Raw genomic sequence first — 22573 nt, 5'->3', positions numbered from 1 at the left:
ACGCTCGACGCATGGCAATCCCGGTCGAAAACTTTTTCCTCAAGCCCGACACCAAAGGCACGCTGCAAGCCCGCATTCAACAGACGGTGGCCGAGGGCATTCTGTCAGGCCGGTTTCGCCGGGGCGAAAAGCTGCCGTCCAGCCGCAAACTCGCGCATCATCTCGGTGTCAGTCGGATCACCGTCACTTTGGCGTACACAGAGCTTTTGGCCAACGACTACCTGACCTCGCGTGGCCGATCCGGGTATTATGTCTCTGACGATGCGCCCGAGCCGCCGCAATTCGAAAATACGCCGAAACGGGAAGACACCGTCGACTGGTCCCGCGCGCTGGGTCAAAAATTCACCGGCGCAGTGGCTTTGGTTAAACCACAAGATTGGGCACAGTACCGCTATCCGTTTCTATACGGCCAAACCGATCCACAATTGTTCGACCACGCGAACTGGCGGCTTTGTGCGTTGCAGGCGCTCGGAGCCAAAGACTTTGCCGCACTGACCCGTGACTATTACGATCAGGACGACCCGCAATTGGTCGAATTCATCTTGCGCCACACCCTTCCCAGACGGGGGATTGCGGCGAAACCGGACGAGGTGCTGATCACGATGGGCGCGCAAAATGCGCTATGGATGACGTCACAGGTCTTGCTCAATCAACGGCGACATGCCGTGATCGAAAACCCCTGTTACCCAGCTTTGCGAGGCGTGCTGACTCAATCGCGCTGCCATCTGAGTGCGTTGGATGTGGATGAGGACGGATTGCCACCTGACCAGATCCCAGAAAACACCGATGTGATCTTCACAACGCCAAGCCATCAATGCCCAACTTCATACACGATGCCACTTGCCCGGCGGCAGGCCCTGCTGACCCGTGCACGTGCATTGGATGCGTTGATCGTCGAGGATGACTACGAATTCGAGATGGCCTATCTCAAATCACCGATGCCCGCTTTGAAAAGCCTCGATGAGGACGGGCGGGTGATTTACGTCGGCAGCTTTTCAAAGTCGCTCTTTCCCGGTCTCCGCCTTGGCTATCTTGTCGGTTCTGCCCCTTTCATCCGCGAGGTGCGCGCGCTTCGCGCGGCAATCCTGCGCCATCCTCCCGGCCTGACACAGCGCACCACCGCCTATTTCCTGAGCCTAGGTCATTATGACAGCCTGATCCGCCGCACGGGCAAAGCGTTGAACGACCGGCGCGTGATAATGGAACACGCAATCGGCAAATACGGGCTGACAATCGCGGGCAAAGGGACATACGGCGGTTCAAGCTTTTGGATGCAGGCGCCAGATCACGTCGATTGCGAAGACCTTGCCAAGCGTCTGAGCAAGGTTGGTGTTCTGATCGAACCCGGCACCGCTTTTTTTGCCGGAGAATCCCCACCGCGCAATTACTACCGCCTTGCCTACAGTTCGATCGCGCAGGCCCGTATTGACCCCGGCGTGGCCGAGATTGCCAAGGCCATAGAGGCGACGCCCGTCACATAGAGGCCTCGACACGGAACCCGTCTGGAATGCTGTCGCGCCCTTCAAGCACCAGATCCGCCATCACGTCCGCCACTTTTGGTGCCATGCCAAAGCCGATCTTGAACCCGCCGTTGGCGATAAAGTGACCCGCGCGCCCAGGCCATGCGCCCAGCATCGGCGCACGTGATCGGGCACGCGGGCGCACCCCAGCCCAGCGATCCACCACCGGCGCATCTGCAAGTATCGGCATGGCAGCAACAGCTCGCGCGATCAGATCGTCGCATTGCGCATCCAAACCATCCGGACTGTCGAACTCCCGCTCGCTGGTAGATCCAATGGCGACCGTCCCATTCGCGTGCGGAATGATATGCAAACCATCGACAAAGACCTGCGGCACCGGCCCGGCGTCATAGGCCAAGGCGGCGGACTGGCCTTTGATGCCAGCGCCGACCGACTTGCCAATCTCTTCCGACAACCCCAGCAAGCCGCGCCAACCTGTTGCCCAAATTACAGCGCCCCGATCCGGCGCATCCGACGCAATGTCGACACCGCGCGCCCGCAACGCAGCAACCAAAGCCGCGCACGCCTGTCTTGGATGCATTCTTCCCGTAAGCGTGTCCCGGATCACGAACCCCGAGGGCGAGAGCGGCGCAAACGCCCCGGCATCTTCGACTGAGATCACCTCCCAGACAGCCCGCCCCTGCCACAAGTCGCGCGCGCCATCACAGCGTGCCCGAGCCAACGCCAAGGCTTGATCATCGGCAATCGGCTGCAATCGCCCCGTGCGTCCATACCCGGGATCACCCCCCCCAACCGACGACACATTGGCCCAGAACGCCTCGGCCATAAGCAGGCTTTCCAACTGAAACGCCTTCTTGTCGTTCCAGTTTTCCGGCACATGCGGCGCCAAAGCCCCGACCAAGCCCCCGCTTGATCCCGCTCCAGCGCCATAAGGGTCGACCACCTGAACGCGCGCGCCGCGGCATGTCAAAATCCAGGCGATGCTCAGACCAAAGATCCCTGCCCCGCGCACCGTGATTTCGGGCATTGCCATTCCGGTCTCTCCTCGCCAAGGTCCAGCTGTCGCTAAGGTATGTCATCATGAAACTCCAGACGGAACCGCTCGACTGGCGCGATGGGGATGTTCCTGTCTCTCGCCGGTTCGATGATCCCTATTTTTCGCTCGACAACGGACTGGAGGAGACGCGCTATGTGTTTCTGACAGGCAATGACCTGCCCGCGCGGTTCAGGGACGGGTTTCACATCGCTGAACTGGGCTTCGGCACAGGCCTGAACCTGCTGGCCACGCTTGATCTATGGCGGTCCAGCCAACAGACCGGCACCTTGCACTTTACCAGTTTTGAAGCATTCCCTATGCAACCTGACGACATGATCCGCGCGCAACAGGCCTTCCCCGACCTTGCCCCGATCGCCAACGAACTTGCCCCTTATTGGGCAAACGGCGCACGCAAGTTCATCTTGCCTGACCTGCAGTTCACTCTTGTCGAAGGCGACGCGAGAGAGACTCTAAACAACATGCCAACCCCGGCAGATGCCTGGTTTCTCGACGGCTTTGCCCCTGCCAAGAACCCGGAACTGTGGGAACCAGAACTCCTGTCTCTGGTGGCCCAAAAAACTGCCCCCCATGGCACCGCCGCAACCTATACCGCTGCCGGCCATGTCCGCCGCGCGTTGGATGCGGCAGGCCTGACCACCACCCGTGTTCCCGGCTTTGGCCGCAAGCGGCACATGACCATCGCCCGGAAAGCCTCCTGACATGACCGAGACCAACAACCGCTTGGGCATCTGGCTCATGGTGGCGACCACATTTGTCTTCGCCATGCAGGACGGATTGTCCCAACATCTTGCCAGCGAATATAACGTGCTGATGGTGGTGATGATCCGTTACTGGTTCTTTGCCGCCTTCGTTATGTTCGTCGCCAGTCGAAGGGCCGGAGGCCTTCGGGCTGCGGCAGCCACGACGCAACCGCTCCTCCAAGGGTTTCGCGGATTGCTGCTTGCAGCCGAGATCTGCGTCATGGTGCTTGGCTTCACCTATCTGGGCCTTGTGGAAAGCCATGCGATCTTCGCCTGCTATCCGCTTCTCATCGCGGCCCTGTCCGGCCCGATCCTTGGCGAACAGGTGGGCTGGCGGCGTTGGGCGGCGATTGGAGTCGGGTTCATCGGTATCCTGATCATCCTGCAGCCCGGCTTTGGTGTGTTCTCTCCGCTCGCGATCATCCCGGCGGTTTCCGCGCTGATGTTCGCGCTTTACGGCCTTCTCACCCGCTACGCCGCTCGCAAAGACAGCGCCGCCACCAGCTTTTTCTGGACGGGCACGGTGGGCGCGGTGTTCATGACGTTGATCGGCATCTGGTTCTGGGAGCCGATGACTCCGACGGACTGGGCGATGATGGCGCTGCTCTGCGTGACCGGCGCAACCGGACATTACCTGCTGATCAAATGCTACGACGTGGCCGAGGCCAGCGCCGTCCAACCCTTTGCCTACCTACAACTGCCCTTCGCAGCGAGCCTTGGAATCATGGTCTTTGGAGAAGCGATCCGCCCCAACGTTGTCTTCGGGGCAAGCCTGATTGTGGGCGCGGGCCTATTCACCCTCTGGCGTCAGCGGCAAAAGGGTTGATCCCTTCAGCTCTTCCGAAAATGGCACCGGATGTGGGTCACGCCCAAGCCGGGCACGGTATATCGGTAGGCTTTCGGTGACGCGCATCACGTAGTTGCGGGTTTCGGTAAAGGGGATGTGCTCGATCCAATCGATGATATCCATGTCGCCGCGCCGTGGATCGCCTCGCTCCTGCATCCAACGCTCAGGGCGGCTTGGCCCGGCGTTGTAGCCCGCCGCAATCATCACCGCATTGCCGTTGAACTGCTGTGCGAGGCGTTCAAGATAGGTCGCCCCAAGCACCGCGTTGTAGACCGGGTCGGTCAAAAGCTTGGCCTCTGAATATTCGACATCCAGCCAACCTGCGACCTCTTGCGCGGTGCGTGGCATCACCTGCATCAGCCCCCGCGCGCCCACCGGCGAAATCACACCCGGATCGAATTCGGATTCGCGTCGCGCAATCGACAGAACAAGCTCGGTCGGCACCGGATGCTCAACCTGCGCAAGCGGATGCAAAGCGTAGTAAGGCGCATGAACCTCGTGCCCATATTGCGCCGCCCGCTTGCCCAGCATCACCTGCACATGCGGCAGGCCCAAATCCTCCAGCATTTGTCCCATCTGCCCAATCTGTGTCCGGTCAAGCGACTCGGCCAGATGTGTGAGGAAGCGTTCCGCCAGCACCTTTTCCTCGGCATCGAGCAGCAGGATTGCAGCGCTGAACACAGAGGATTGTGTGAAGGGCGCGTCGCGCCAATCCGGGAACACTTCGGTGCCTGCCAAAAGAGGATCCGGCGGCAAACCACCCGCCTCGGCAGCCAACAAGCCATAGAATGATGTCTGGTATTGCGCCCCGAACGCATAGGCCTGTGCTGCGCCGGTTGCATCCCCAGCCGCCTCCAACGCTCGGCCCAGCCAATACCCGGCGCGGCCCAGCGAAATCGGAGATTCCACCCCGCCGCGCAAATCGCGGAAATGCTGGGCGGCACGCTCAGGTCTGTCGAGGAACCGCAAAGACAAGTACCCCGCAAGCCACTCCAGATCCGCAAAAGCAGACCCTTCCTCCGGATGATGACCCGCAGCCATGTCGTACGCCGTCTGATACTGCTTGTCCCACATAAGACGCCGAACAAGATCATCCCGCTGTCGCGCCCAGATGTCCGGCCGCCCCAAGGCGGCGCGCGACGCGGACCGCTCCAGCAGCAGTTCTACTGCATCATTGGTCCGACCCTTGCGCACTCGCCATGCAAACCGTTCATAGGCCAGCCCAGCATCTGCGCTCAACGCGGCGGGCACTGCTTCGATTAGGGTGTCGACCCCAGAGGCGTCTTCACGCAGGGCCATTCGCGCTTCGGCCAGCGCACGCCAATCCTCATCCACAAGAGGTAACATCGCACGTGCGTTGCCAGCACTGCCCCGCCAAAGCATCGCATCCAGACGAGCCACGTGTTGCGGCTTGAGCAAATCGCCGTAACTCGCAAGAAAGGCGTCTTGCTCACCCGAAGTGAGCGTCAGACTTGTCCACGCCCGCAGAACCACGGATTCGGCCCCAGCCCGATCATCAGCCGTTAACAAAGCCCGCGCCAAAGACAAAGCACCCGCTCCAGTTTCAGGAATGTGATCAGCATAGAACCCACGGATCGCATCGGCAGGTGCCGACGCCATAGCACCTTCGCTCTTTTCCTTGAGAAACGGCAGGCCCGGCCAATCGGCATTGCGCGACAGAAAATCCTGCACCTCGCGCGGCGATCCAAGCCCGGCGCGCAGATAGTGCCACAGGATCACATCCAACGCCGCCTGCCCGTCACCACGGGCTTCGATCTGTGCTGCGGCCCAGTTGCCGTCGCGCATAAGGTCCATTGCCCGCTCCAGTGGCCGGGGATTTCCCTGTGCGAGAAGGCCAAGTGGTAGCGACAGAAGAACCACCGTCAGGATCGCGATACGCCGAAACATGGCTTGCATTTTCTCCGATGAAACAGGATAGACGGCTCGCTAAAGGATAACCCGCACCCCGCGACCTGCAACTCACATTCGCGGGACGGGTGCAACGGCGCAAGCGCCACACACGAAAAAGGAGCGTGACGATGTTCAAAGGGTCGATGCCTGCACTGGTCACACCGTTCAAAAACGGTGCAGTGGATTTTGACACGCTCAAACAACTCGTGGATTGGCATGTCGATCAGGGCAGCCACGGGCTTGTCCCCGTCGGCACCACAGGTGAAAGCCCGACCCTGACTCATGAGGAACACGAAGAAGTCGTGACCTTCGTGGTCAAAGCCGCCGCCGGGCGCATCCCGGTAATTGCCGGTGCGGGTTCGAACAACACTGACGAGGCGATCCGGTTTTTGCAGCATGCCGAAAAGGCAGGCGCACAGGCAGGCCTTGTGGTCACGCCCTACTACAACAAGCCGACACAGGATGGACTGATCCGGCACTTCACCATGCTGCATGACAGCTGCGAACTGCCGATCATCATCTACAACATTCCTGGTCGGTCGGTTGTCGACATGCTGCCCAAAACGATGGGCGAATTGGCGAAACTGCCACGCATCATTGGCGTCAAGGATGCGACCGGAGACCTGGCCCGTGTCTGCGCCCAGCGCCTGACCTGCGGCAAGGACTTTGTCCAACTATCGGGCGAAGATGCCACAGCGCACGGTTTCAACGCGCAAGGTGGTGTTGGCATGATCTCGGTCACCGCCAATGTGGCTCCGGCTTTGTGTTCGCAGATGCAAGAAGCGACATTGGCGGGCGACTATGTCACCGCATTGGAAATCCAGGACCGGCTGATGCCGCTGCATCACAGCATCTTCGTCGAACCGGGGCTGTGTGGTGCGAAATACGCCATGAGCCGTCTGGGCCTTTGTGATGAAGAAATGCGCCCGCCGCTGTTCCCGGTATCACAGCCAACGCGCGACCTGATCGACAACGGCCTGCGCCATGCCGGACTGCTGAACTGAGCAGATTACTGCGATTGACCTACTCGGAACTAGAAAGGCCGCGCTTTGCGAGCGCGGCCTTTCTGTTTTTACCAAGTGGTAAAATTCAGGAATCGAGCCCCTCGGGCTGTCCGACAACCACAAAATGCAGCGCCTCAGGTTTGAGCACACGCGCGGCAACCCTTTTGATATCGTCAAGCGTGATCGCTTCAATCTTGGCATTCCGGGTGTTGACGTAGTCCACCGGCAAATCATCCATCTGCATTCCGACAAGGATGTTCGCGATAGGCCCGTTCCCATCAAAGCGTAGCGGATACGCCCCCGTGAGATAGGTCTTGGCAACCTCAAGTTCTTCCTCGGTTACTCCAGCTTCGGCCATCTTGGACCATTCATCGCGGATCACCTGAATCGCTTCGGCGATGCGGTCATTGGCGCTCGACACGCGGCCGAGATACAGAGACGCATGATCTTTGGGTACAAGGTAGCTGTAGACCCCATAGGTCAGACCACGCTTTTCGCGGACCTCTTCCATGAGCCGCGCCTCAAACCCGCCACCACCAAGAATTTCGTTCAGCACAAACGCCGGAAAGAAGTCCGGGTCGTCCCGCGCAATGCCCTCATGCCCGAAGATCGCAACCGATTGCGGGACATCGAATGGCACAACAGTGATACCAGCCTCTGTAGACACGTCGACTGCCGCGGCTTGTGGTGTGCCGGTTTCCGGCAGATCGGCCAGCAACTTGTCCAACACCACCGCCAGTTCTTCCGCCGAGATGTCACCCGCCGCGCCGACATAAACTCGGTCACGGGCCAAGGCACCCTGATGCGCCTCGATCAGGTCGTCCCGCGTCAAAGCGGCAATGCTGTCTTCCGTGCCTTCGATTGCAGATCCATAGGGATGGTTGCCGAAGACCATGGTGTCGAACGCAACCCCAACAAGGTTGTCAGGGTCCTGCGCGTCAGACCGGACCACCGAAACAATTTGGGCTTTCACCCGGTCGATCGCATCCTGATCAAACCGTGGCTGAGTGATGGCATCGCGCAGAAGCGCCAATGCCTCGTCCTGATTTTCGACCAGAAAACGGGCCGAAATCGACACCGCATCATCTCCGATGTCAAACTCGAAACTGGCCGCCAGCGATTCCGCACGTTCAGAAAATGCACGCGAATCAAGATCACCAGCACCCTCTTCAAGCAACCCAACCATCAGGTTCGTCGCCCCGCGCTTGCCCGGCAGATCAAGCGACGCACCGCCCTTGAACCGCAGCTCTAGCGCAACAAAGGGAATCGACTCTTCCTGAACCAGCCACGCGTTGATCCCACCCGGGCTGGTCACTTCGGTGATGTCGATTTCTGCCCGCACCGGGACAGCGGCCAGCAACATGACCGCGATCAGAGAACCAAAGAGCTTCATTGCGTCACCTCCTCGGCCGTGCGCAGAAACCCTGTCACGGCATTGTCACGGTCAAACACCTCTTGTGCGGCGGCGATGATCTCCTCGGGTGTGATGGATTGCAGGATCCTCGGCCATTCGTGCACATCATCTATGGTCAACCCCGAGGTCAGCGCCGCCCCATACCGGCGGGCAAGGCTGTTGGAATTGTCCAACTCGTAGACCTGTGCAGCCCGCAGCTGGAACTTGATGCGGTCCAGTTGGACTGGATCGACGCCAGTCTCGATGAACTCTGCGATCACCCGGTCCATATCGGCCTCAGCGTCTTCAAGGCTCACACCTTCGGCGGGCACGTTCACCACGCCAAATGTCGTGTCGTCCAAAGACAGGCCGCTGTAGAAGGCCCCGGCATAAACAGCGCGCTTTTCCTCGAATTGCAGCTTCTGAGGCATAACGGCAGTTTGTGACCCGCCCAGCACCTCGGCGAGCAGGGTCAATGCCGCAGCTTTTCGCTGGTCGCCCGGGTCGCGTTCCGGTGCAAGATAGGTACGCATAACATAGGGCTGCGCGACACGTGGATCGCTGAACGAAATCCGTCGCTCTGCCATTTGCGGCGGCTCGGACCGGCGCACGCGCTCTGGAAGCGCCTCATTGCGCGGGATCGGGCCATAATGCTGCTGCGCCAGCGCCAATACCTCGTCCGGCTCCACGTCGCCTGCCACAACCAAGACGGCATTGTTCGGTGAATAGAACTGTTCGTAATAAGCCAGCGCGTCGTCCAGATCGAGGTTCACCATCTCGTGGCGCCAGCCGATAATCGGGGTGCCGTAAGGATGGTTGAGATATTGCGCCGCCATACGCTGTTCACGGAAGAGCGATCCAGGATCGTTTTCGACCCGCTGGTTGCGCTCTTCGATGATCACGTCACGCTCTGTGAGGATATCTTCGCGGTCAAGCTGGATGTTCTTCATCCGGTCCGCTTCCATTTCCATCATCAGCCCAAGCCGATCAGCCGCCACGCGCTGAAAGTAAGCGGTGTAATCAAAGCTGGTGAAGGCGTTGTCGGTGCCGCCATTGGCCTTTACGATTTCACTGAACTCTCCGGGCGCCAGTTTTTCCGTTCCTTTGAACAGCAGATGTTCAAGGAAATGCGCCACGCCGGACACGCCGGGTTGCTCATCCGCCGATCCTGCCCTGTACCAAAGCATATGAACAGCGGCCGGAGCGCGGTGGTCTTCGATCACCACAACGTCCATTCCGTTCTCAAGTTGAAAGCTAGTGACTTGATCCTCGATCGACTGGGCGCGCAAAGGTACGGCAGTGATAAGGCACAGCCCGGCAAAGGCTAAGATGCGGCGCATCGGCAAAACTCCTCCGTTTGAAGGTAAGGTACGATGCGTTCGGCCAACTTCAAGCGGTTCTACAGTTTCGTGACCAGCCTTGGAAACCAGCCAACCATCAGCGCGGAGGTGCAGATGGCGTCAGCAGCCCCGCCCGACGCGCTGCTTCGAGCGTGGCGTGGGGGTCAAGCGCCTGACCGCGGTAGATGCGATTGTAGGTGTCCTCAGGCACAAGCCGCCAGTTGAACAGCCTCCGGCGTTCCCGGAATGCCTGATCCGCCGTTGCCAATTGATCACGAATTTCCGGGTCACGTCCAAAGCGCGACACCCGAGAGACCAATGCCTGATCGCCTGAACCGATGCCGTCCTGCGCATCAAGCCGGGATGGTGCCCCACCCAATACCGCAACCGCGTCTTTCAACGGCGTCTGGTCTGTACGGTTTGCCCCTCCCGGCGTCGGGATCGGCAATTCGCTCAGGCTTTCTGGTGCTTGCAGTGGTTTCGGCGGAACAATCGAGAATTCTTCCGGCGTGCCGGTTGGATTGCGCAATTGGCGCAGGTTGGTGTCCCGATCCGTCGTATCCTGACGTGTTCCGCAGGCGGTCAATGCCACCAGTGCCAGTATGATCCATGCGCGTGGCATCATGGTGTCTGCCCGCCTCCGTAATCGCCTCAAACCTGCTTTAGCGCATCAAGCCGCACTCGTCACGAGGCGTTTTTCCCACCCGAGAACAGTGCGAGCCCAATCGCCCCGATAAACACCGAAATGTCAGCGACATTAAAGGCATATGGATTGGTGAAACCGCAACAGGACATGTTCAGAAAATCTGCGACCGCACCATAAAGCAGCCGGTCCACCACATTGCCCAGCGCGCCACCGATCAGCAGCCCCGCAAAGATGAGCCCTGTGCGCCCCGGTGGGTCGCGGCGCATCCAGACCAGCACGAACAGGACAATCCCCAATGCGACCGAGATAAGCACCCAGCGCGTCCAATCCGCCTGTCCGGACAACAGGCCGAAATTGATGCCTGTGTTCCAAGCCATGCGAAAATTCAGGTAAGGCGGAAACACGTCGATGGCGCCGACGCGGGCAAGGTCCATCACATGCACCACCAGCCACTTGGTCAGTTGATCCAGAAGAAAGATCGCCGCTGCGACGATGGCCACCAGACGCATGTTGTCTCCTTTGCCCTGCTCCGTAATTTTACCGGATGGTCAAATTCAGTGCCGGAAGTGGCGCATCCCCGTCAGCACCATTGCCAGACCAGCCTCGTCAGCCGCTTTGATCACTTCGTCATCGCGCATCGACCCACCCGGCTGAATCACGCAGGACGCGCCTGCGGCAGCGGCTTCCATCAGGCCGTCCGCGAAGGGGAAGAACGCATCGGACGCCACGGCGCTGCCCTTGGTCAACGGCTCCGGCAGGCCCAGCGCCTCGGCCATGCGTTCAGCCTTCTTGGCGGCGATCAGGGCGCTGTCCAGTCGGCTCATCTGACCCGCGCCGACACCCACGGTCGCGCCATCCTTGACGTAGACGATGGCGTTGGATTTCACGTGTTTTGCAACGGTCCAGGCAAAGAGCAGGTCGCGCATCTGCTCGTCTGTCGGCGCGATCTTGGTCACGACCTTGAGATCATCCAGATTGATCCGGCCGTTGTCGCGGTTCTGCACGAGGATACCACCCGACACCTGTTTCCACGCCGTTCCCGGCTCTGCGGTGTTGGCCAAACCCGGTGCCGTCAGAAGGCGGAGGTTCTTTTTCTTGGCGAACACGTCTTTCGCGTCCTGATGGGCACCAGGGGCGATGACCACCTCGGTGAAGATCTCGGCAATCGCTTCGGCGGTTTCACCGTCGAGGGTGGAATTCAACGCGACGATCCCGCCAAAAGCTGAAGTACGGTCGCAGTCAAACGCCTTTTGATACGCCTCTTTCAGCGTACGGCCCGTTGCCACACCGCACGGGTTGGCGTGCTTGATGATCGCGCAGGCAAAGCCGTCTTTCGGCAGGAATTCCGACACCAATTCAAACGCCGCGTCGGTGTCGTTGATGTTGTTGTAGCTCAGTTCCTTGCCCTGAAGCTGTGTCGCTGTGGCAACCCCCGGACGGGCGGACCCATCGTGGTAGAAAGACGCGCTCTGATGTGGGTTCTCGCCATAGCGCAAAGGCCGCGCCAGTGTCCCGGCAAACACGCGGCGGCGCGGGGTTTCTTCGCCGATGGCACCCGCCATCCATGTGCTGACCGCCGCATCATAGGCGCCGGTGCGCGCGTAAGCGATCTGGGCGTGACGCTGACGAAAGGCCAAGGTGGTCTGACCTTCGTTCGCATCCAGTTCGGCCAGCAAAGCGTCGTAATCCTCGACATCTACAACAGTGGTCACGAAAGCATGGTTCTTGGCCGCAGCGCGGATCATCGCAGGGCCGCCGATGTCGATGTTTTCGATGCACGTGTCATAATCGGCACCTTTGGCAACGGTTTCCTCGAACGGGTAAAGATTCACCACCAAAAGGTCGATCGGGCCAATGCCGTGCTCGGTCATCGCTGCAACGTGGACGTCATTGTCGCGCAGCGCCAGCAAGCCACCATGCACCATCGGGTGCAGCGTCTTGACCCGGCCGTCCATCATTTCCGGAAAGCCCGTCACTTCGGCCACATCCTTTACGGGCACACCCGCATCGCGCAACGTCTTGGCCGATCCACCCGTGGACAACAGCTCCACGCCGCGCCCATCCAGCGCCTTGGCAAGGTCAACAAGTCCGGTCTTGTCCGAGACGGACAGAAGCGCACGGCGAAGGGGGGCGAGATTGGTCATGACAGCGATAGGTCCCAGATGTTCAGTTCAGCAGCTCTGTCGCATCGTCCTGAACAAAGTCCCGCACCGCAACCGCGGTTTCCTGAGCCTTCGCCAACGACCAGCGAACGCGGGTCGCATACTCCATTGCGCGGGCAGATAAAACGATCTGTTTGGTCGCGCGAAGCCGCAACCGGCCTTTTTCAAGATAAACGGACGGTTCAAGCGCAAGATCGCAGCGCCCTTCAAAGCGAAACACCCAAATCTCGCCGCTGCGCAGCGCCATGCTGACGGCAGTTCCGTTCATGTCGATGGCAGTGTCGACTTCGGGATGAAGGTGAAACCGGATGTCAAAGGGGATGCCTGCAAGGCGGCTGTCTTCAAGCTTTTGATCGAACCGGGCTTTGCCGGGACCCTCCAACGCGATCAACAAGTCCTCACCCACCACACCGCGCCCATCGAAGGTCAATTCGAGAATACGCGCATGGGTCAAACCGTGGGTCTTGAGATAGCCATCATGCCCACCTTCGAACCGCACACCATCCATCGCGCGGGACATCTCGATCGGAACGTCTTTCGGGATGTCGTCCAGCAATTCCCGCTCGATCGTGCCAACGCGCGAGGTGCTGCCAAGCCGAGAACTTGAAAACCCATCGAGGCACAATGTGGAATGGGACGGCGTTGCCCGCCCGGCCCGGCGCCAATCTTCGCCAAAAGTCGACCCCGATCCGCAATTCACAATCAGCGGGCGACGCCCTGAGGTTAATTCGAATGCAAGGGTCGACGCATGGGCATTAAAGCTTGCCTGTCCTCCCGGCGGGGCAGACGCGTCGATCACCATGGTGGTGCGCCCTGCCGAAAGCCGTGCATAGCCCATTGCAAGGCCCTTGGGCGCCTGTGCCTTTGTGTTGGCTGCTGCCAATGCCGTGTCCAGACGACCTTCGACGCCGCGTCCACCGCCGTGAAAGCGGGCAAGCCCACCATCAGCATGTCGCAGGACGCGCAAGGTCGGCACTATCCGTGTGATAGCTTGAATATGCGACAATTCCGGCGACCGCGCGGTATCCTCAAGCACGTCGCGCGCCCAGATCAACAGCGTGCATACCTCAAGCAATTCCTCGGGATTGCGCGTCGGTATACCACCCGCATCATCGATCTGACGGGCACATTCCTGTCCTAGCGCCTTGATCGCAGGGTCGGCCTGCGCCTCCATGCCTTGCAGTGAAAGTCCGGCGCTGATCAACCCGGTAAGCGCCTCGAACCGAGGCAGACCCGGCGTAGAGCTGTGCCACCGGCGATTGAGAAAGATCGTCTGCTGCGCAATCGACCGAAAGAACGTGCGCGACTGTTCCGGGGTACAGCCGCCTAGTACGAAAATCGCGTGATGCAGCCAGCGAATGACCCGGCGCCCGGCCAATTCTGGTGTCCATCCGGGACCGGAGCCGTTGCCGTATCGCGCGATCCATTCGAACAGCCAGCTTTGCGCGGTCTTTCGAGTAGCCGCATCACCAACGCTGGCCATGTCGTCAAGCCACACAAATCCGTGAATTTCTTCAAGAAACACTTCGTCAGGCGGCGCGATGTCCCACAGGATCGCGCCAGGCGCTTCGACCAGATGTCCGGCAAAAAGCAGGTTGCCCGCTGTCAATTGCCGTCCCCGCGCATAAGATCCGACGGTTCTTGGTTCAGGCTGGGCGACAAACGCAGTTGCAGGCTTGGCACGCGTGGACAGCCGTGCATGAACACGGTTCAAAACCCGGGCCCGCGCCCGTTTTGCGGCGTCCAGTCGGAACATCAGCTCTGCCTCTGTCTTGCGTTTACGCAAGCGTTCTTATGGCGACATCATAGCCGCGCGAATGAATCGAGTCACGGTGCAATTGTCACGCGGGCGATGCTTTGCCTTTGCGCTGCAAAATCGCCATGTAGAACCCGTCCATTCCGCCCATGTCCGCCCAATAATCTGGGCGCAGACGCACTCCACCCTCCGGGCTGATCCAAACCGGATCAAGACCAGGGGCATGAGGCGGTATGATTTCGACATCATCATTCTGGGAAAGAAGCCACTTGATCTGGTCCTCGCCCTCTTCGCGCAACAAGCTACACGTGCAAAAGACCAAGCTTCCATGCGGGGCGATCTGTTCCAGCGCTCGCGTCAGCAAAGCACGTTGAAGTTTGACCAAATCCTCGATCCCAGTCAGGGTTTTGACGTAGGGCAGGTCGGGATGTCGCCGGATGGTGCCGGTTGCAGAACACGGCGCGTCCAGCAGGATCGCGTCGAAGGGTCCATCCTCATAGGACAGCGCGTCAGCAACCACCGTCTTGGCAGTCAGCTTGGTACGCACAAGGTTTTCGGTCAGCCGCGCCATGCGGGCCTCGGAAATATCCAGCGCGGTCACGTCCGCACCTTTGGCGGCAAGCTGCATTGTTTTCCCACCGGGCGCGGCACAGATATCCAAGACCCGCTTTCCGCTGACATCCCCCAGCAGCTGAACCGGCAAGGCGGCAGCCGCATCTTGCACCCACCAATCACCGGTATCGAACCCCGCAAGCGCCGACACTTGCCCCCGAGCAGCAAGCCGAACCGACCCCGTCGGAAGAAGCGTGCCACCCAGCTTTTCCGCCCAGTCTGCGGCGTTGGATTTGACCGACACATCCACAGGCGGCGGCACCGCATGGGCGCGTTCTATTTTCGCCACGACAGGTTTGCTCCATGCCTTTGCCAGCTTGGGACGCAGCCATTTCGGCAACATGGTATCCGGTGCTTTGTCCCACTCGGTCGTATCAAGCGCCGTGATTTTGCGCAGAACCGCGTTGACCAGCCCCTTCATCGGTGCGGTTTTCTTATTGCGACCGGCAAGCTTTACCGCCTCGTTTACAACGCCATGCGCTGCACCGCCTGTCATGAATTCGACCGTCGCCATGCGCAGCAGGTTCATCACTCGCAAGGGTGGCTGGCGTTGCAGGTTCGATGTCAGCAGGTGATCAGCGCGTCCCAAGTATCGCAGCGTTTCCGAAATCAGACGTTGCGCTGTCGCCCGTTCCGGTGGGCTCAGCTCTTGCCAGACTGGATCGCTGATGACATCCGACAACATTCGGCCTTCGCCGACAATCTGGCTTAGCCCATCAAGAGCGACAAGGCGGGGAGAAGCGGGTGCGGGCACGTAACGATCCTGTGGCGGGCCGGGGTTGTCCCGGACCGGAAGGCGCGTATATCAAAGGCAAGCGATATGGAAGACCGCGATGAGCACTGACACACCCAAAGACCTGCCCCCTGCCGCCCAACGCGCCTTGGCCGAAGCAGAAGAGCGCCGCAAGAAAGCTGCCGCAGACCAGCCTATGCCAAAAGAATTGGGCGGCCGTGACGGGCCTGAGCCTGTGCGCTATGGAGATTGGGAAAAGGGCGGTCTCGCGATCGACTTCTAAGTATCAGCGCAGACGGAAATCCGCAGCCTGCCCTGCGCCCTGATCAGCGATGAAGCGCATCTCTGACCCGTTGGCGAGCACTGCTTGGCAATTATAGCCAAGGTCATCGCCCCCCAATTCAGGTCGCGACAGAAGAACCCGTTCTTCCAATCCCACGACCCTGTGACGTCCCATGTGGCGCCACGCCCGGTGATCTTGCCGTCAGGCGACACATTCAACCGCACCAAGGGGCGCGACAGCGTCTTGCCTTGCACCAGAGACATAAATTCGGATTTATTTTCGACACGTTTCAGTTCGGCCAATGCAATTTGAGGCACAGCGAATGTCAGGGCAGCAGCAATGGCGATGGCAAAACGGTTCGACATGAAATCCTCCGGGCATACCTTTTACATAAAGATACGCTAGAAATGCACGAATGGATCAAGAAGTTCCCGTAACGCACGCGTGATCAGTCGTCAGACAGCCCCAACACGTCAAGCATATCATACTCGCCCGGTGCTTTGTCCTGCCCCCACAACGCTGCTTTCAAAGCACCGCGGGCAAAAAGCGCGCGGTCACTGGCGACGTGCCGCAACGTAATGCGTTCGCCTGCAGCCGCGAAGAGCACGTCATGTTCGCCCACGATGTCGCCGCCGCGAATGGCACTGAAACCGATATCACCCCGCTTGCGCGCCCCGGTGATACCATCGCGCCCACTGTCGGATACATCACGCAGATCGACACCGCGCCCTTCAGCGGCCGCCTCACCCAGCATCAGAGCAGTGCCAGATGGCGCATCGACCTTTTGGTTGTGATGATATTCGATCACTTCGATGTCATAGTCTTCGTCCAGGGCTGCTGCGACCTTACGGGTCAGCACAGTCAACAAATTCACACCAAGGCTCATGTTGCCCGCACGGACCACGACGGCATGGCGCGCTGCTGCTTTGATCTTGGTCAGATCACTCTCGGACAAACCGGTGGTGCCGATCACATGCACCGCCCGCGCCTGTGCGGCCAGTTCAGCAAATGCGACCGTCGCCGCGGGCGCGGTAAAGTCGATAACCGCCTGTGCGCGCGCGAAACATTCAAGCGGGTCGTCCGCAACAATGACGCCCATCGCGGCTCCACCCATCGCGGTGCCTACATCCTTGCCCACCCAGTCGTGACCCGCACGTTCAACAGCACCGGCAAGGTGCATCCGGGGGTGTTTGGCGATCTCGTTCACCAGCATCTGCCCCATCCGCCCGGACACTCCGGTGACGACGACCCCGATTTCTTCGCTCATGACATTCTCCGCAAGTGGATTTCCGCCTCAATAGCGGCTGCCCCCCTGCTTGGCAAAGGCCGCCAGACCGCTTATGTGCCGGGTATGGCAAAAAACCGATCTCACAGCTCTGAGGGACCCAGCCAGCGTCAGCTGCGTGTGGGCGAACTGATCCGCCGCACATTGTCCGATGTGCTGACTCGCGGTGACATTCACGATCCCGACCTGAACCGCTACTCCATCACGGTGGGCGAAGTGCGCACGTCACCAGACTTGCGCATGGCCACGGCCTATGTCGTGCCTCTTGGCGGGAAGGGACAGGAAGATGTCCTCGAGCTTCTCAATCGCAATCGCAGCGAACTGCGTCGTGTGGTGGCCAAAAACCTCACATTGAAGTTCTCTCCGGAATTGCGGTTCAAGCTGGACGATACGTTCGACCGCATGGACGATACCCGCCGCATGTTCGAACAGGACGATGTGCGCCGTGACATCGAGAGCTAAGACAGCCTTCGTTGCTATTGCGCTGATTGCGATCGGCGGACTTTCGGCACAGGCCGAGGTGACCTGTTCGGAGCGCAGCTTTGACGGGCTCGCCTATACGGCCTGTGAGGTTGACCCACGGGTGGACGATTTGCGGCTGTTTCTTAACGCGCCTTCGGGTGAAAAATACGGACAGTTCTCGACCATTGATGGCGCCTTGGCCAACGAAGGCAAAACGCTGATCTTTGGCATGAATGGCGGGATGTATCACAATGACCGCGCGCCAGTTGGGCACTACATCGAGGATGGCCAAGAGATCATGCGCGTCATCCCCAACGCGGGGCCGGGCAATTTCGGGCTGCTGCCGAATGGTGTGTTCTGCATTCAGAACGACCGCGCCGATGTGATCGAAACGCTGACCTATGACGCCGCGCGCCCCAACTGCCGTTTTGCCACGCAGTCTGGCCCGATGCTGGTCATCGACGGGGACTTGCACCCAAGGTTTCTGAAGGACAGCACGTCGCGCTATATCCGCAATGGGCTCGGCACTTCGGAAGATGGGGCTCGCGTGGTTTTTGTTATTTCTGATCAGTCAGTTACGTTTCATGAATTCGGCCGCATCTTCCGCGATGACCTTGGCTTGCCGAACGCGTTGTTCCTTGATGGCAGCGTCTCGCGTCTACATGCGCCGCAGTTGAACCGATCGGACTTTGGGCGTTGGCTGGGGCCGATTGTGGGTGTGGTTGCCCCGCTTGACCGCTAGCAGGGTTGCGGTGACACGCGCGCCGCTCTACCTCTCTGCGGCACGACCATTGGCACCGGAGGCCCCATGACAGACACGTTTGATGACCTGACGCAAAGCCTGTTGCAGCGCGCCAAAGAGGCTGGGGCCGATGCAGCCGATGTGCTGGCTGTGCGGGGCAATTCGATGTCCATCGACGTGCGTAATGGTGTTCTGGAACAGGCAGAGCGGTCGGAGGCAACCGATATCGGTCTGCGTGTTTTCGTTGGTCAGCGGGTTGCCAACGTATCGTCCTCGGATGTGCGGGCGGACAGTCTTGCGATCATGGCAGAGCGTGCCGTGGCCATGGCACGGGAAGCTCCGGAAGATCCGTATGTGGGCTTGGCTGATCCGAACCAGCTGGCACAGAACCGGGCGTCGGCCTGGCTTGAGCTTTACGATCCGACCCCAGAGCCTTCACCTGCCGAGCTGGAGCAGGATGCGCGCGATGCAGAGGCTGCGGCGCTGGCTGTGGACGGCATCACGCAAGTATCGGCTTCGTCCGCCGGATATGGGTCGCAAGAGGTCTATCTTGCTGCAAGCAATGGCTTTTCTGGCGGCTACCAACGCTCATCACGGTCCACATCCTGCGTGGCGATTGCGGGCACCGGCACCGGGATGGAGCGGGACTATGATGGGGATCAGCGGATTTTCCAAAGCGATCTGAGGTCGCCTGCCGAGATCGGACGAACGGCGGCGGAACGCACGCTGGAACGGATGAATCCGCGCAAACCCAAAACCGGCGCGTATCCGGTGTTGTTCGATGAACGGATTTCATCGTCGCTGATCGGACATTTGCTGATGGCGATCAACGGTGCTGCGATTGCGCGACGGTCGTCTTGGGCATTGGATTTGCTGGGAAAAGAGGTTCTGCCACAAGGGCTTAGCCTGATCGAAGACCCACATCGCGTGCGGGTCGGCGGGTCGCGCCCATTCGATGCTGAAGGATTGGCGACGCAAAAGCGGGACATCGTCAAGGACGGGGTTTTGATGGGTTGGACGCTTGATCTGGCGACCGCGCGAAAGCTGGGGCTGGAATCCACCGCTGGTGCCGCGCGTGGGACAACGGGCGGGCCGTCGCCCAGCGTAACGAATGTCGCGCTTTCCCAAGGGTTTACTGACCGCGCCGGTTTGATCAAAGAGATGGGGACAGGGCTGGTTGTGACCTCGATGATCGGCTCCACCATCAACCCCAATACTGGCGACTATTCGCGGGGCGCGGCTGGATTCTGGGTCGAGAATGGCGAAGTAACCTATCCTGTAAGTGGGGTGACCATTGCAGGTAACCTCATAGAAATGCTCAAGAAAATCACGCCGGCCAATGATGCACGCCCTTGGCTGAGCCGGGTGGTCCCGTCATTGCTGGTGGAAGGTCTGACGCTTGCCGGAGAGTGATCTTGATCTTTTGATCGACGCTGCGCGTCGCGCCGGTGAGATCGCCCTTCACCACAAGGCTAAGGGCTTGGAAGTAGAGCATAAACCTGACGACGCGGGCCCAGTCACACAAGCCGATTACGCCGTGGATCGGGCACTACGCGAGGCGTTGACCGCGGCGCGCCCCGGGTATGGCTGGCTGAGCGAAGAAACCCGCGACACACCGGATCGGCTGAACCGGGACCGGGTGTTCATTGTCGATCCGATCGACGGAACACGCAGTTTTGTCAAAGGCGAAAGCACTTGGGCGCATTCGCTGGCGGTTGTTGATCAGGGCGTCGTCACGCAGGGTGTCGTTTACCTTCCCGAAATGGATCTGATGTATTCCGCCGACAGGACGCAAGGTGCGTTCTGCAACGGAGATCCACTAAGTGTTTCTGATATCAGTGATATTCACGCTGCTCGGGTTTTGGCGACCAAGCCGAACATGGACCAGATACACTGGCGCGACGCCGTGCCAGACTTCGCCCGGTCGCATCGGCCCTCGCTGGCCTATCGGCTGTGTCTGGTGGCACAAGGGCGCTATGATGCGATGTTGACGTTCCGTCCAAGCTGGGAATGGGACATTGCGGCAGGGGCGTTGATCCTGTCCGAAGCCGGAGCAAAGGTGACGGACCGGAAGGGCGAGGCGTTGCGATTTAACAACGTCGTGCCACAGACTGCAGGTGTGGTCGGCGCGGGTGCGGAATTGCACGAAAAGATCGCTGAAAGGCTGGTCTATACCGGGTAATTCGGCTGTGTCGTACGGTTGAACCGTACGGTTTGTCGTCTTAAGCCGTACGGTTCAACCGTACGGTTTCCCGATTTTTCTGGCGTCGGCGCAAAGCGTGGAGTGAGCGCCCATTGGCCCTCAAAACGAGAGCCACGTGATGTGGCGGTCGGATGCAAAATGCGGCAGTCGGTTAGCCGAAAAATTCGCGGCGCGTCGAGTCTGTCAAAGCACCTCGATCACATCCTTGTCGATGGCGAGCATGTAACCGCGACGAGCGATGTTCTTAATCAGTAGTTCGCTGACCAACTGGTTGCCCAAGCCGTCACGCAGGCGCTTGATTCGGGTGGCGCCTGCGGCCTCATCGCAATCGGATTCGGAGCGGCCCGAAATGATGGCTTCAATCTGGGCACCGGAGAGCAATTCGTCGTCAAGACGGGCTTCGGCAAGAATCGAGATGGTTTCGATCATCGCGTCGGTCAGTTTGAACCCCATCGTGTTCAGATAGACTGTGTTTTCCTCGCGGCTGACAATCAATGAATTGACCTGAATGCCCGACCGTTCGATCTGCGCCATACGGCGGTTGAGGAGGACAAGCATCACCAGAAACACGAGCGCCGCGATCAGCATGGCTGTGGCGAACACAAGCAGCACGAAGATGGTCGTGCGATACCCCGCCAGCGTGTCGGAAAACGCAGTGCCGGATTGGGCGAGGATTTCTAGAAGCTTGACCTCGGCCTGTGAAGTCAGGTCGTCGTTTTCAACAAAGATCTGCTCGACCCTCGAATTGAACGCGTTGGCGTCAGGTAGGGTCAGAACAAGAAAGACGCCCGCCAGCACCAAAAGCGCCACGATCCCGCTGATGCCAATCACCACGAGGCGGGTGCCAGAGCGGCGCGCGTCAGTAACGGAGGTAGTTTGGTCCGGCACTGTCTTTCCTTTCGGCTAACCCTGTTTCATCAAAAACCGACACCACATTGAGCAGCGTCCAGCCCGCCTGTGCAAGACGGGTCTGCAACTGATCCTGCGCAGAGGCCGAGGTGCAGGGTTCTGAAATCTCGGCCACACCGTAGTGCAACCGGAGGGGGGCGTCCTGTTTCGCCTTGTAATCAGCATAACATACCGCCTGTGCGGCGGCGGGCATGCAGAGCGCGGCGAGGAGCAGAAAGGGGAGCGCGTGTTTCATGCGATCACCCTGCGACCAAGCTCAGAGAAATTCAATAACGACAGCACGGTTATCGCATAACGAGGGGGCGATATTGCCTGACTTTGCAGGGTCAGCCGAGATGGATGTCACAGGCAGCGGGCCATCCCCCCTGCCCCCGACGACGCCATCTCAGGCTTAACCGACAGGGAAAGGAACCCCACCATGTCACGCAGATTCATCGCAGCCGTTCTGGCCGTTTCCACCACAATCGCTGCACTTTCCGCCGCACCTGCCCGCGCCGCATCAGAAGAGGACATCGCCAAGCTTTTGGCGGGGGCCGCAACGATCTTTATCATCGGCAAGGCGATCCAGAATTCACGCGACGATGATCGCCGGGACAAAAAGAAAGAAGAGGTTCGGCACTATGTTCCAGACCACCGCCCCGGACATGTTTCGAAGCAACCGGTCTATACGCAGCAAAAGCCAATCCCGAAAGTCATGCCCCGCGACGTAAAGCAGCGTCACAAAGACGTGCTGCCTGCCAATTGTGTGCGCCAGATCGAAGGTGGGCGCGTTGGGCGGGTCGTGATGGGCCGCTGTCTTGAGCGCAACAATATCAGCACCCGGACTTTGCCCAAAGCGTGCCGCATGACCGTTGAAACCCGGCGCAGTGAGTCGCGGGCCTATGCCCTGCCCTGCCTCCGGCATCGTGGATACACACTGGCGCGCTACTGAAAAGCGCCAGATTTGCGGGGGCTGTGGTCCTTGGTTCCCCGCACCTTGCCCGCATGGTGGCCCCCCACCATGCGGG

General features: G+C 59.8%; 23 protein-coding genes. 10 read left to right on the top strand and 13 right to left on the bottom strand.

The annotated features are described in order from the left end of the window. Positions 1-11: 11 nt before the first annotated feature. Positions 12-1481, top strand: a complete 1470-nt coding sequence (gene pdxR / locus ACK3EW_RS00370) for a MocR-like pyridoxine biosynthesis transcription factor PdxR (protein WP_493808022.1) — start codon at positions 12-14, stop codon at positions 1479-1481. On the opposite strand, the gene ACK3EW_RS00365 is transcribed toward pdxR, so the two are convergent. Further along, positions 1474-2514 (bottom strand): NAD(P)/FAD-dependent oxidoreductase, encoded by a 1041-nt coding sequence (locus tag ACK3EW_RS00365; protein WP_493808021.1) that lies wholly within the window; start codon positions 2512-2514, stop codon positions 1474-1476. The genes pdxR and ACK3EW_RS00365 overlap by 8 nt on opposite strands. A gap of 47 nt (positions 2515-2561) precedes the next feature. On the opposite strand from ACK3EW_RS00365, the gene mnmC2 reads away from it, so the two are divergent. Together mnmC2 and ACK3EW_RS00355 are read left to right on the top strand one after the other, a co-directional pair. Further along, positions 2562-3236, top strand: coding sequence for a tRNA (5-methylaminomethyl-2-thiouridine)(34)-methyltransferase MnmC2 (mnmC2, locus tag ACK3EW_RS00360; protein WP_493808020.1), 675 nt, complete (start codon positions 2562-2564; stop codon positions 3234-3236). 1 nt (position 3237) lies between these two features. After that, entirely contained in the window at positions 3238-4104 is an 867-nt protein-coding gene (locus tag ACK3EW_RS00355) for a DMT family transporter (protein WP_493808019.1), read from the top strand. On the opposite strand, the gene ACK3EW_RS00350 is transcribed toward ACK3EW_RS00355, so the two are convergent. Continuing rightward, entirely contained in the window at positions 4069-6033 is a 1965-nt protein-coding gene (locus ACK3EW_RS00350; protein WP_493808018.1) for a lytic transglycosylase domain-containing protein, read from the bottom strand. The genes ACK3EW_RS00355 and ACK3EW_RS00350 overlap by 36 nt on opposite strands. Positions 6034-6164: 131 nt before the next feature. Between ACK3EW_RS00350 and dapA the strand changes: the two genes are divergently transcribed. After that, positions 6165-7040, top strand: a complete 876-nt coding sequence (gene dapA / locus ACK3EW_RS00345) for a 4-hydroxy-tetrahydrodipicolinate synthase (RefSeq protein WP_439118687.1) — start codon at positions 6165-6167, stop codon at positions 7038-7040. Between the two features lie 85 nt (positions 7041-7125). Here dapA and ACK3EW_RS00340 read toward each other — a convergent pair whose 3' ends face one another. The 7 genes from ACK3EW_RS00340 to ACK3EW_RS00310 all read right to left on the bottom strand — a co-directional run bounded on the left by ACK3EW_RS00340 (position 7126) and on the right by ACK3EW_RS00310 (position 15703). After that, complete coding sequence (locus tag ACK3EW_RS00340; RefSeq protein WP_493808017.1) at positions 7126-8433, bottom strand: M16 family metallopeptidase; 1308 nt, start codon at positions 8431-8433, stop codon at positions 7126-7128. Continuing rightward, complete coding sequence (locus tag ACK3EW_RS00335; protein WP_493808016.1) at positions 8430-9773, bottom strand: M16 family metallopeptidase; 1344 nt, start codon at positions 9771-9773, stop codon at positions 8430-8432. The genes ACK3EW_RS00340 and ACK3EW_RS00335 overlap by 4 nt, the downstream gene beginning before the upstream one ends. Before the next feature lie 97 nt (positions 9774-9870). Next, positions 9871-10398, bottom strand: coding sequence for a DUF3035 domain-containing protein (locus ACK3EW_RS00330; protein ID WP_493808015.1), 528 nt, complete (start codon positions 10396-10398; stop codon positions 9871-9873). A gap of 59 nt (positions 10399-10457) precedes the next feature. Then, on the bottom strand, positions 10458-10928 hold the full coding sequence (gene lspA, locus ACK3EW_RS00325) for a signal peptidase II (protein ID WP_300583449.1): 471 nt from the start codon (positions 10926-10928) through the stop codon (positions 10458-10460). Between the two features lie 45 nt (positions 10929-10973). Beyond that, entirely contained in the window at positions 10974-12563 is a 1590-nt protein-coding gene (purH, locus tag ACK3EW_RS00320) for a bifunctional phosphoribosylaminoimidazolecarboxamide formyltransferase/IMP cyclohydrolase (RefSeq protein WP_493808014.1), read from the bottom strand. A 22-nt stretch (positions 12564-12585) separates the two neighbouring features. Beyond that, positions 12586-14337: a heparinase II/III family protein gene (locus tag ACK3EW_RS00315; protein WP_493809781.1), complete on the bottom strand. Its 1752-nt coding sequence runs from the start codon at positions 14335-14337 to the stop codon at positions 12586-12588. A gap of 85 nt (positions 14338-14422) precedes the next feature. Next, positions 14423-15703, bottom strand: a complete 1281-nt coding sequence (locus ACK3EW_RS00310) for an RsmB/NOP family class I SAM-dependent RNA methyltransferase (RefSeq protein ID WP_493808013.1) — start codon at positions 15701-15703, stop codon at positions 14423-14425. A 79-nt stretch (positions 15704-15782) separates the two neighbouring features. On the opposite strand from ACK3EW_RS00310, the gene ACK3EW_RS00305 reads away from it, so the two are divergent. Next, complete coding sequence (locus ACK3EW_RS00305; RefSeq protein ID WP_085627813.1) at positions 15783-15965, top strand: DUF1674 domain-containing protein; 183 nt, start codon at positions 15783-15785, stop codon at positions 15963-15965. Here ACK3EW_RS00305 and ACK3EW_RS00300 read toward each other — a convergent pair. Beyond that, positions 15962-16330: a dihydrodipicolinate reductase gene (locus tag ACK3EW_RS00300; protein ID WP_493808012.1), complete on the bottom strand. Its 369-nt coding sequence runs from the start codon at positions 16328-16330 to the stop codon at positions 15962-15964. The genes ACK3EW_RS00305 and ACK3EW_RS00300 overlap by 4 nt on opposite strands. A gap of 83 nt (positions 16331-16413) precedes the next feature. Next, the gene (gene dapB / locus ACK3EW_RS00295; RefSeq protein WP_493808011.1) at positions 16414-17232 is read right to left on the bottom strand and encodes a 4-hydroxy-tetrahydrodipicolinate reductase; all 819 of its coding nucleotides are present in this window, start codon (positions 17230-17232) and stop codon (positions 16414-16416) included. 84 nt (positions 17233-17316) lie between these two features. Between dapB and rbfA the strand changes: the two genes are divergently transcribed. From rbfA to ACK3EW_RS00275, 4 genes are all read left to right on the top strand, one after another. After that, positions 17317-17712 (top strand): 30S ribosome-binding factor RbfA, encoded by a 396-nt coding sequence (gene rbfA / locus ACK3EW_RS00290; protein ID WP_085627810.1) that lies wholly within the window; start codon positions 17317-17319, stop codon positions 17710-17712. Then, positions 17696-18454, top strand: a complete 759-nt coding sequence (locus tag ACK3EW_RS00285; RefSeq protein WP_493808010.1) for a phosphodiester glycosidase family protein — start codon at positions 17696-17698, stop codon at positions 18452-18454. Before rbfA ends, ACK3EW_RS00285 begins: the two co-directional genes overlap by 17 nt. A gap of 66 nt (positions 18455-18520) precedes the next feature. Next, positions 18521-19867, top strand: coding sequence for a TldD/PmbA family protein (locus tag ACK3EW_RS00280; RefSeq protein ID WP_493808009.1), 1347 nt, complete (start codon positions 18521-18523; stop codon positions 19865-19867). Further along, the gene (locus ACK3EW_RS00275) at positions 19854-20636 is read left to right on the top strand and encodes a 3'(2'),5'-bisphosphate nucleotidase CysQ (protein ID WP_493808008.1); all 783 of its coding nucleotides are present in this window, start codon (positions 19854-19856) and stop codon (positions 20634-20636) included. Before ACK3EW_RS00280 ends, ACK3EW_RS00275 begins: the two co-directional genes overlap by 14 nt. A gap of 204 nt (positions 20637-20840) precedes the next feature. Here the strand turns inward: ACK3EW_RS00275 and ACK3EW_RS00270 are convergent, their stop codons facing one another. Beyond that, the gene (locus ACK3EW_RS00270; protein WP_493808007.1) at positions 20841-21545 is read right to left on the bottom strand and encodes a hypothetical protein; all 705 of its coding nucleotides are present in this window, start codon (positions 21543-21545) and stop codon (positions 20841-20843) included. Beyond that, positions 21517-21801 (bottom strand): hypothetical protein, encoded by a 285-nt coding sequence (locus ACK3EW_RS00265; protein WP_085627805.1) that lies wholly within the window; start codon positions 21799-21801, stop codon positions 21517-21519. The genes ACK3EW_RS00270 and ACK3EW_RS00265 overlap by 29 nt, the downstream gene beginning before the upstream one ends. A 183-nt stretch (positions 21802-21984) precedes the next feature. Between ACK3EW_RS00265 and ACK3EW_RS00260 the strand changes: the two genes are divergently transcribed. Further along, positions 21985-22497 (top strand): hypothetical protein, encoded by a 513-nt coding sequence (locus ACK3EW_RS00260; protein WP_493808006.1) that lies wholly within the window; start codon positions 21985-21987, stop codon positions 22495-22497. Positions 22498-22573 lie beyond the last annotated feature (76 nt).

The organism is Marivita sp. NO-S04, assembly GCF_059070475.1.
Note: the sequence above shows the minus strand (reverse complement) of the source record. Positions and strands in the feature narration are given on the sequence as shown.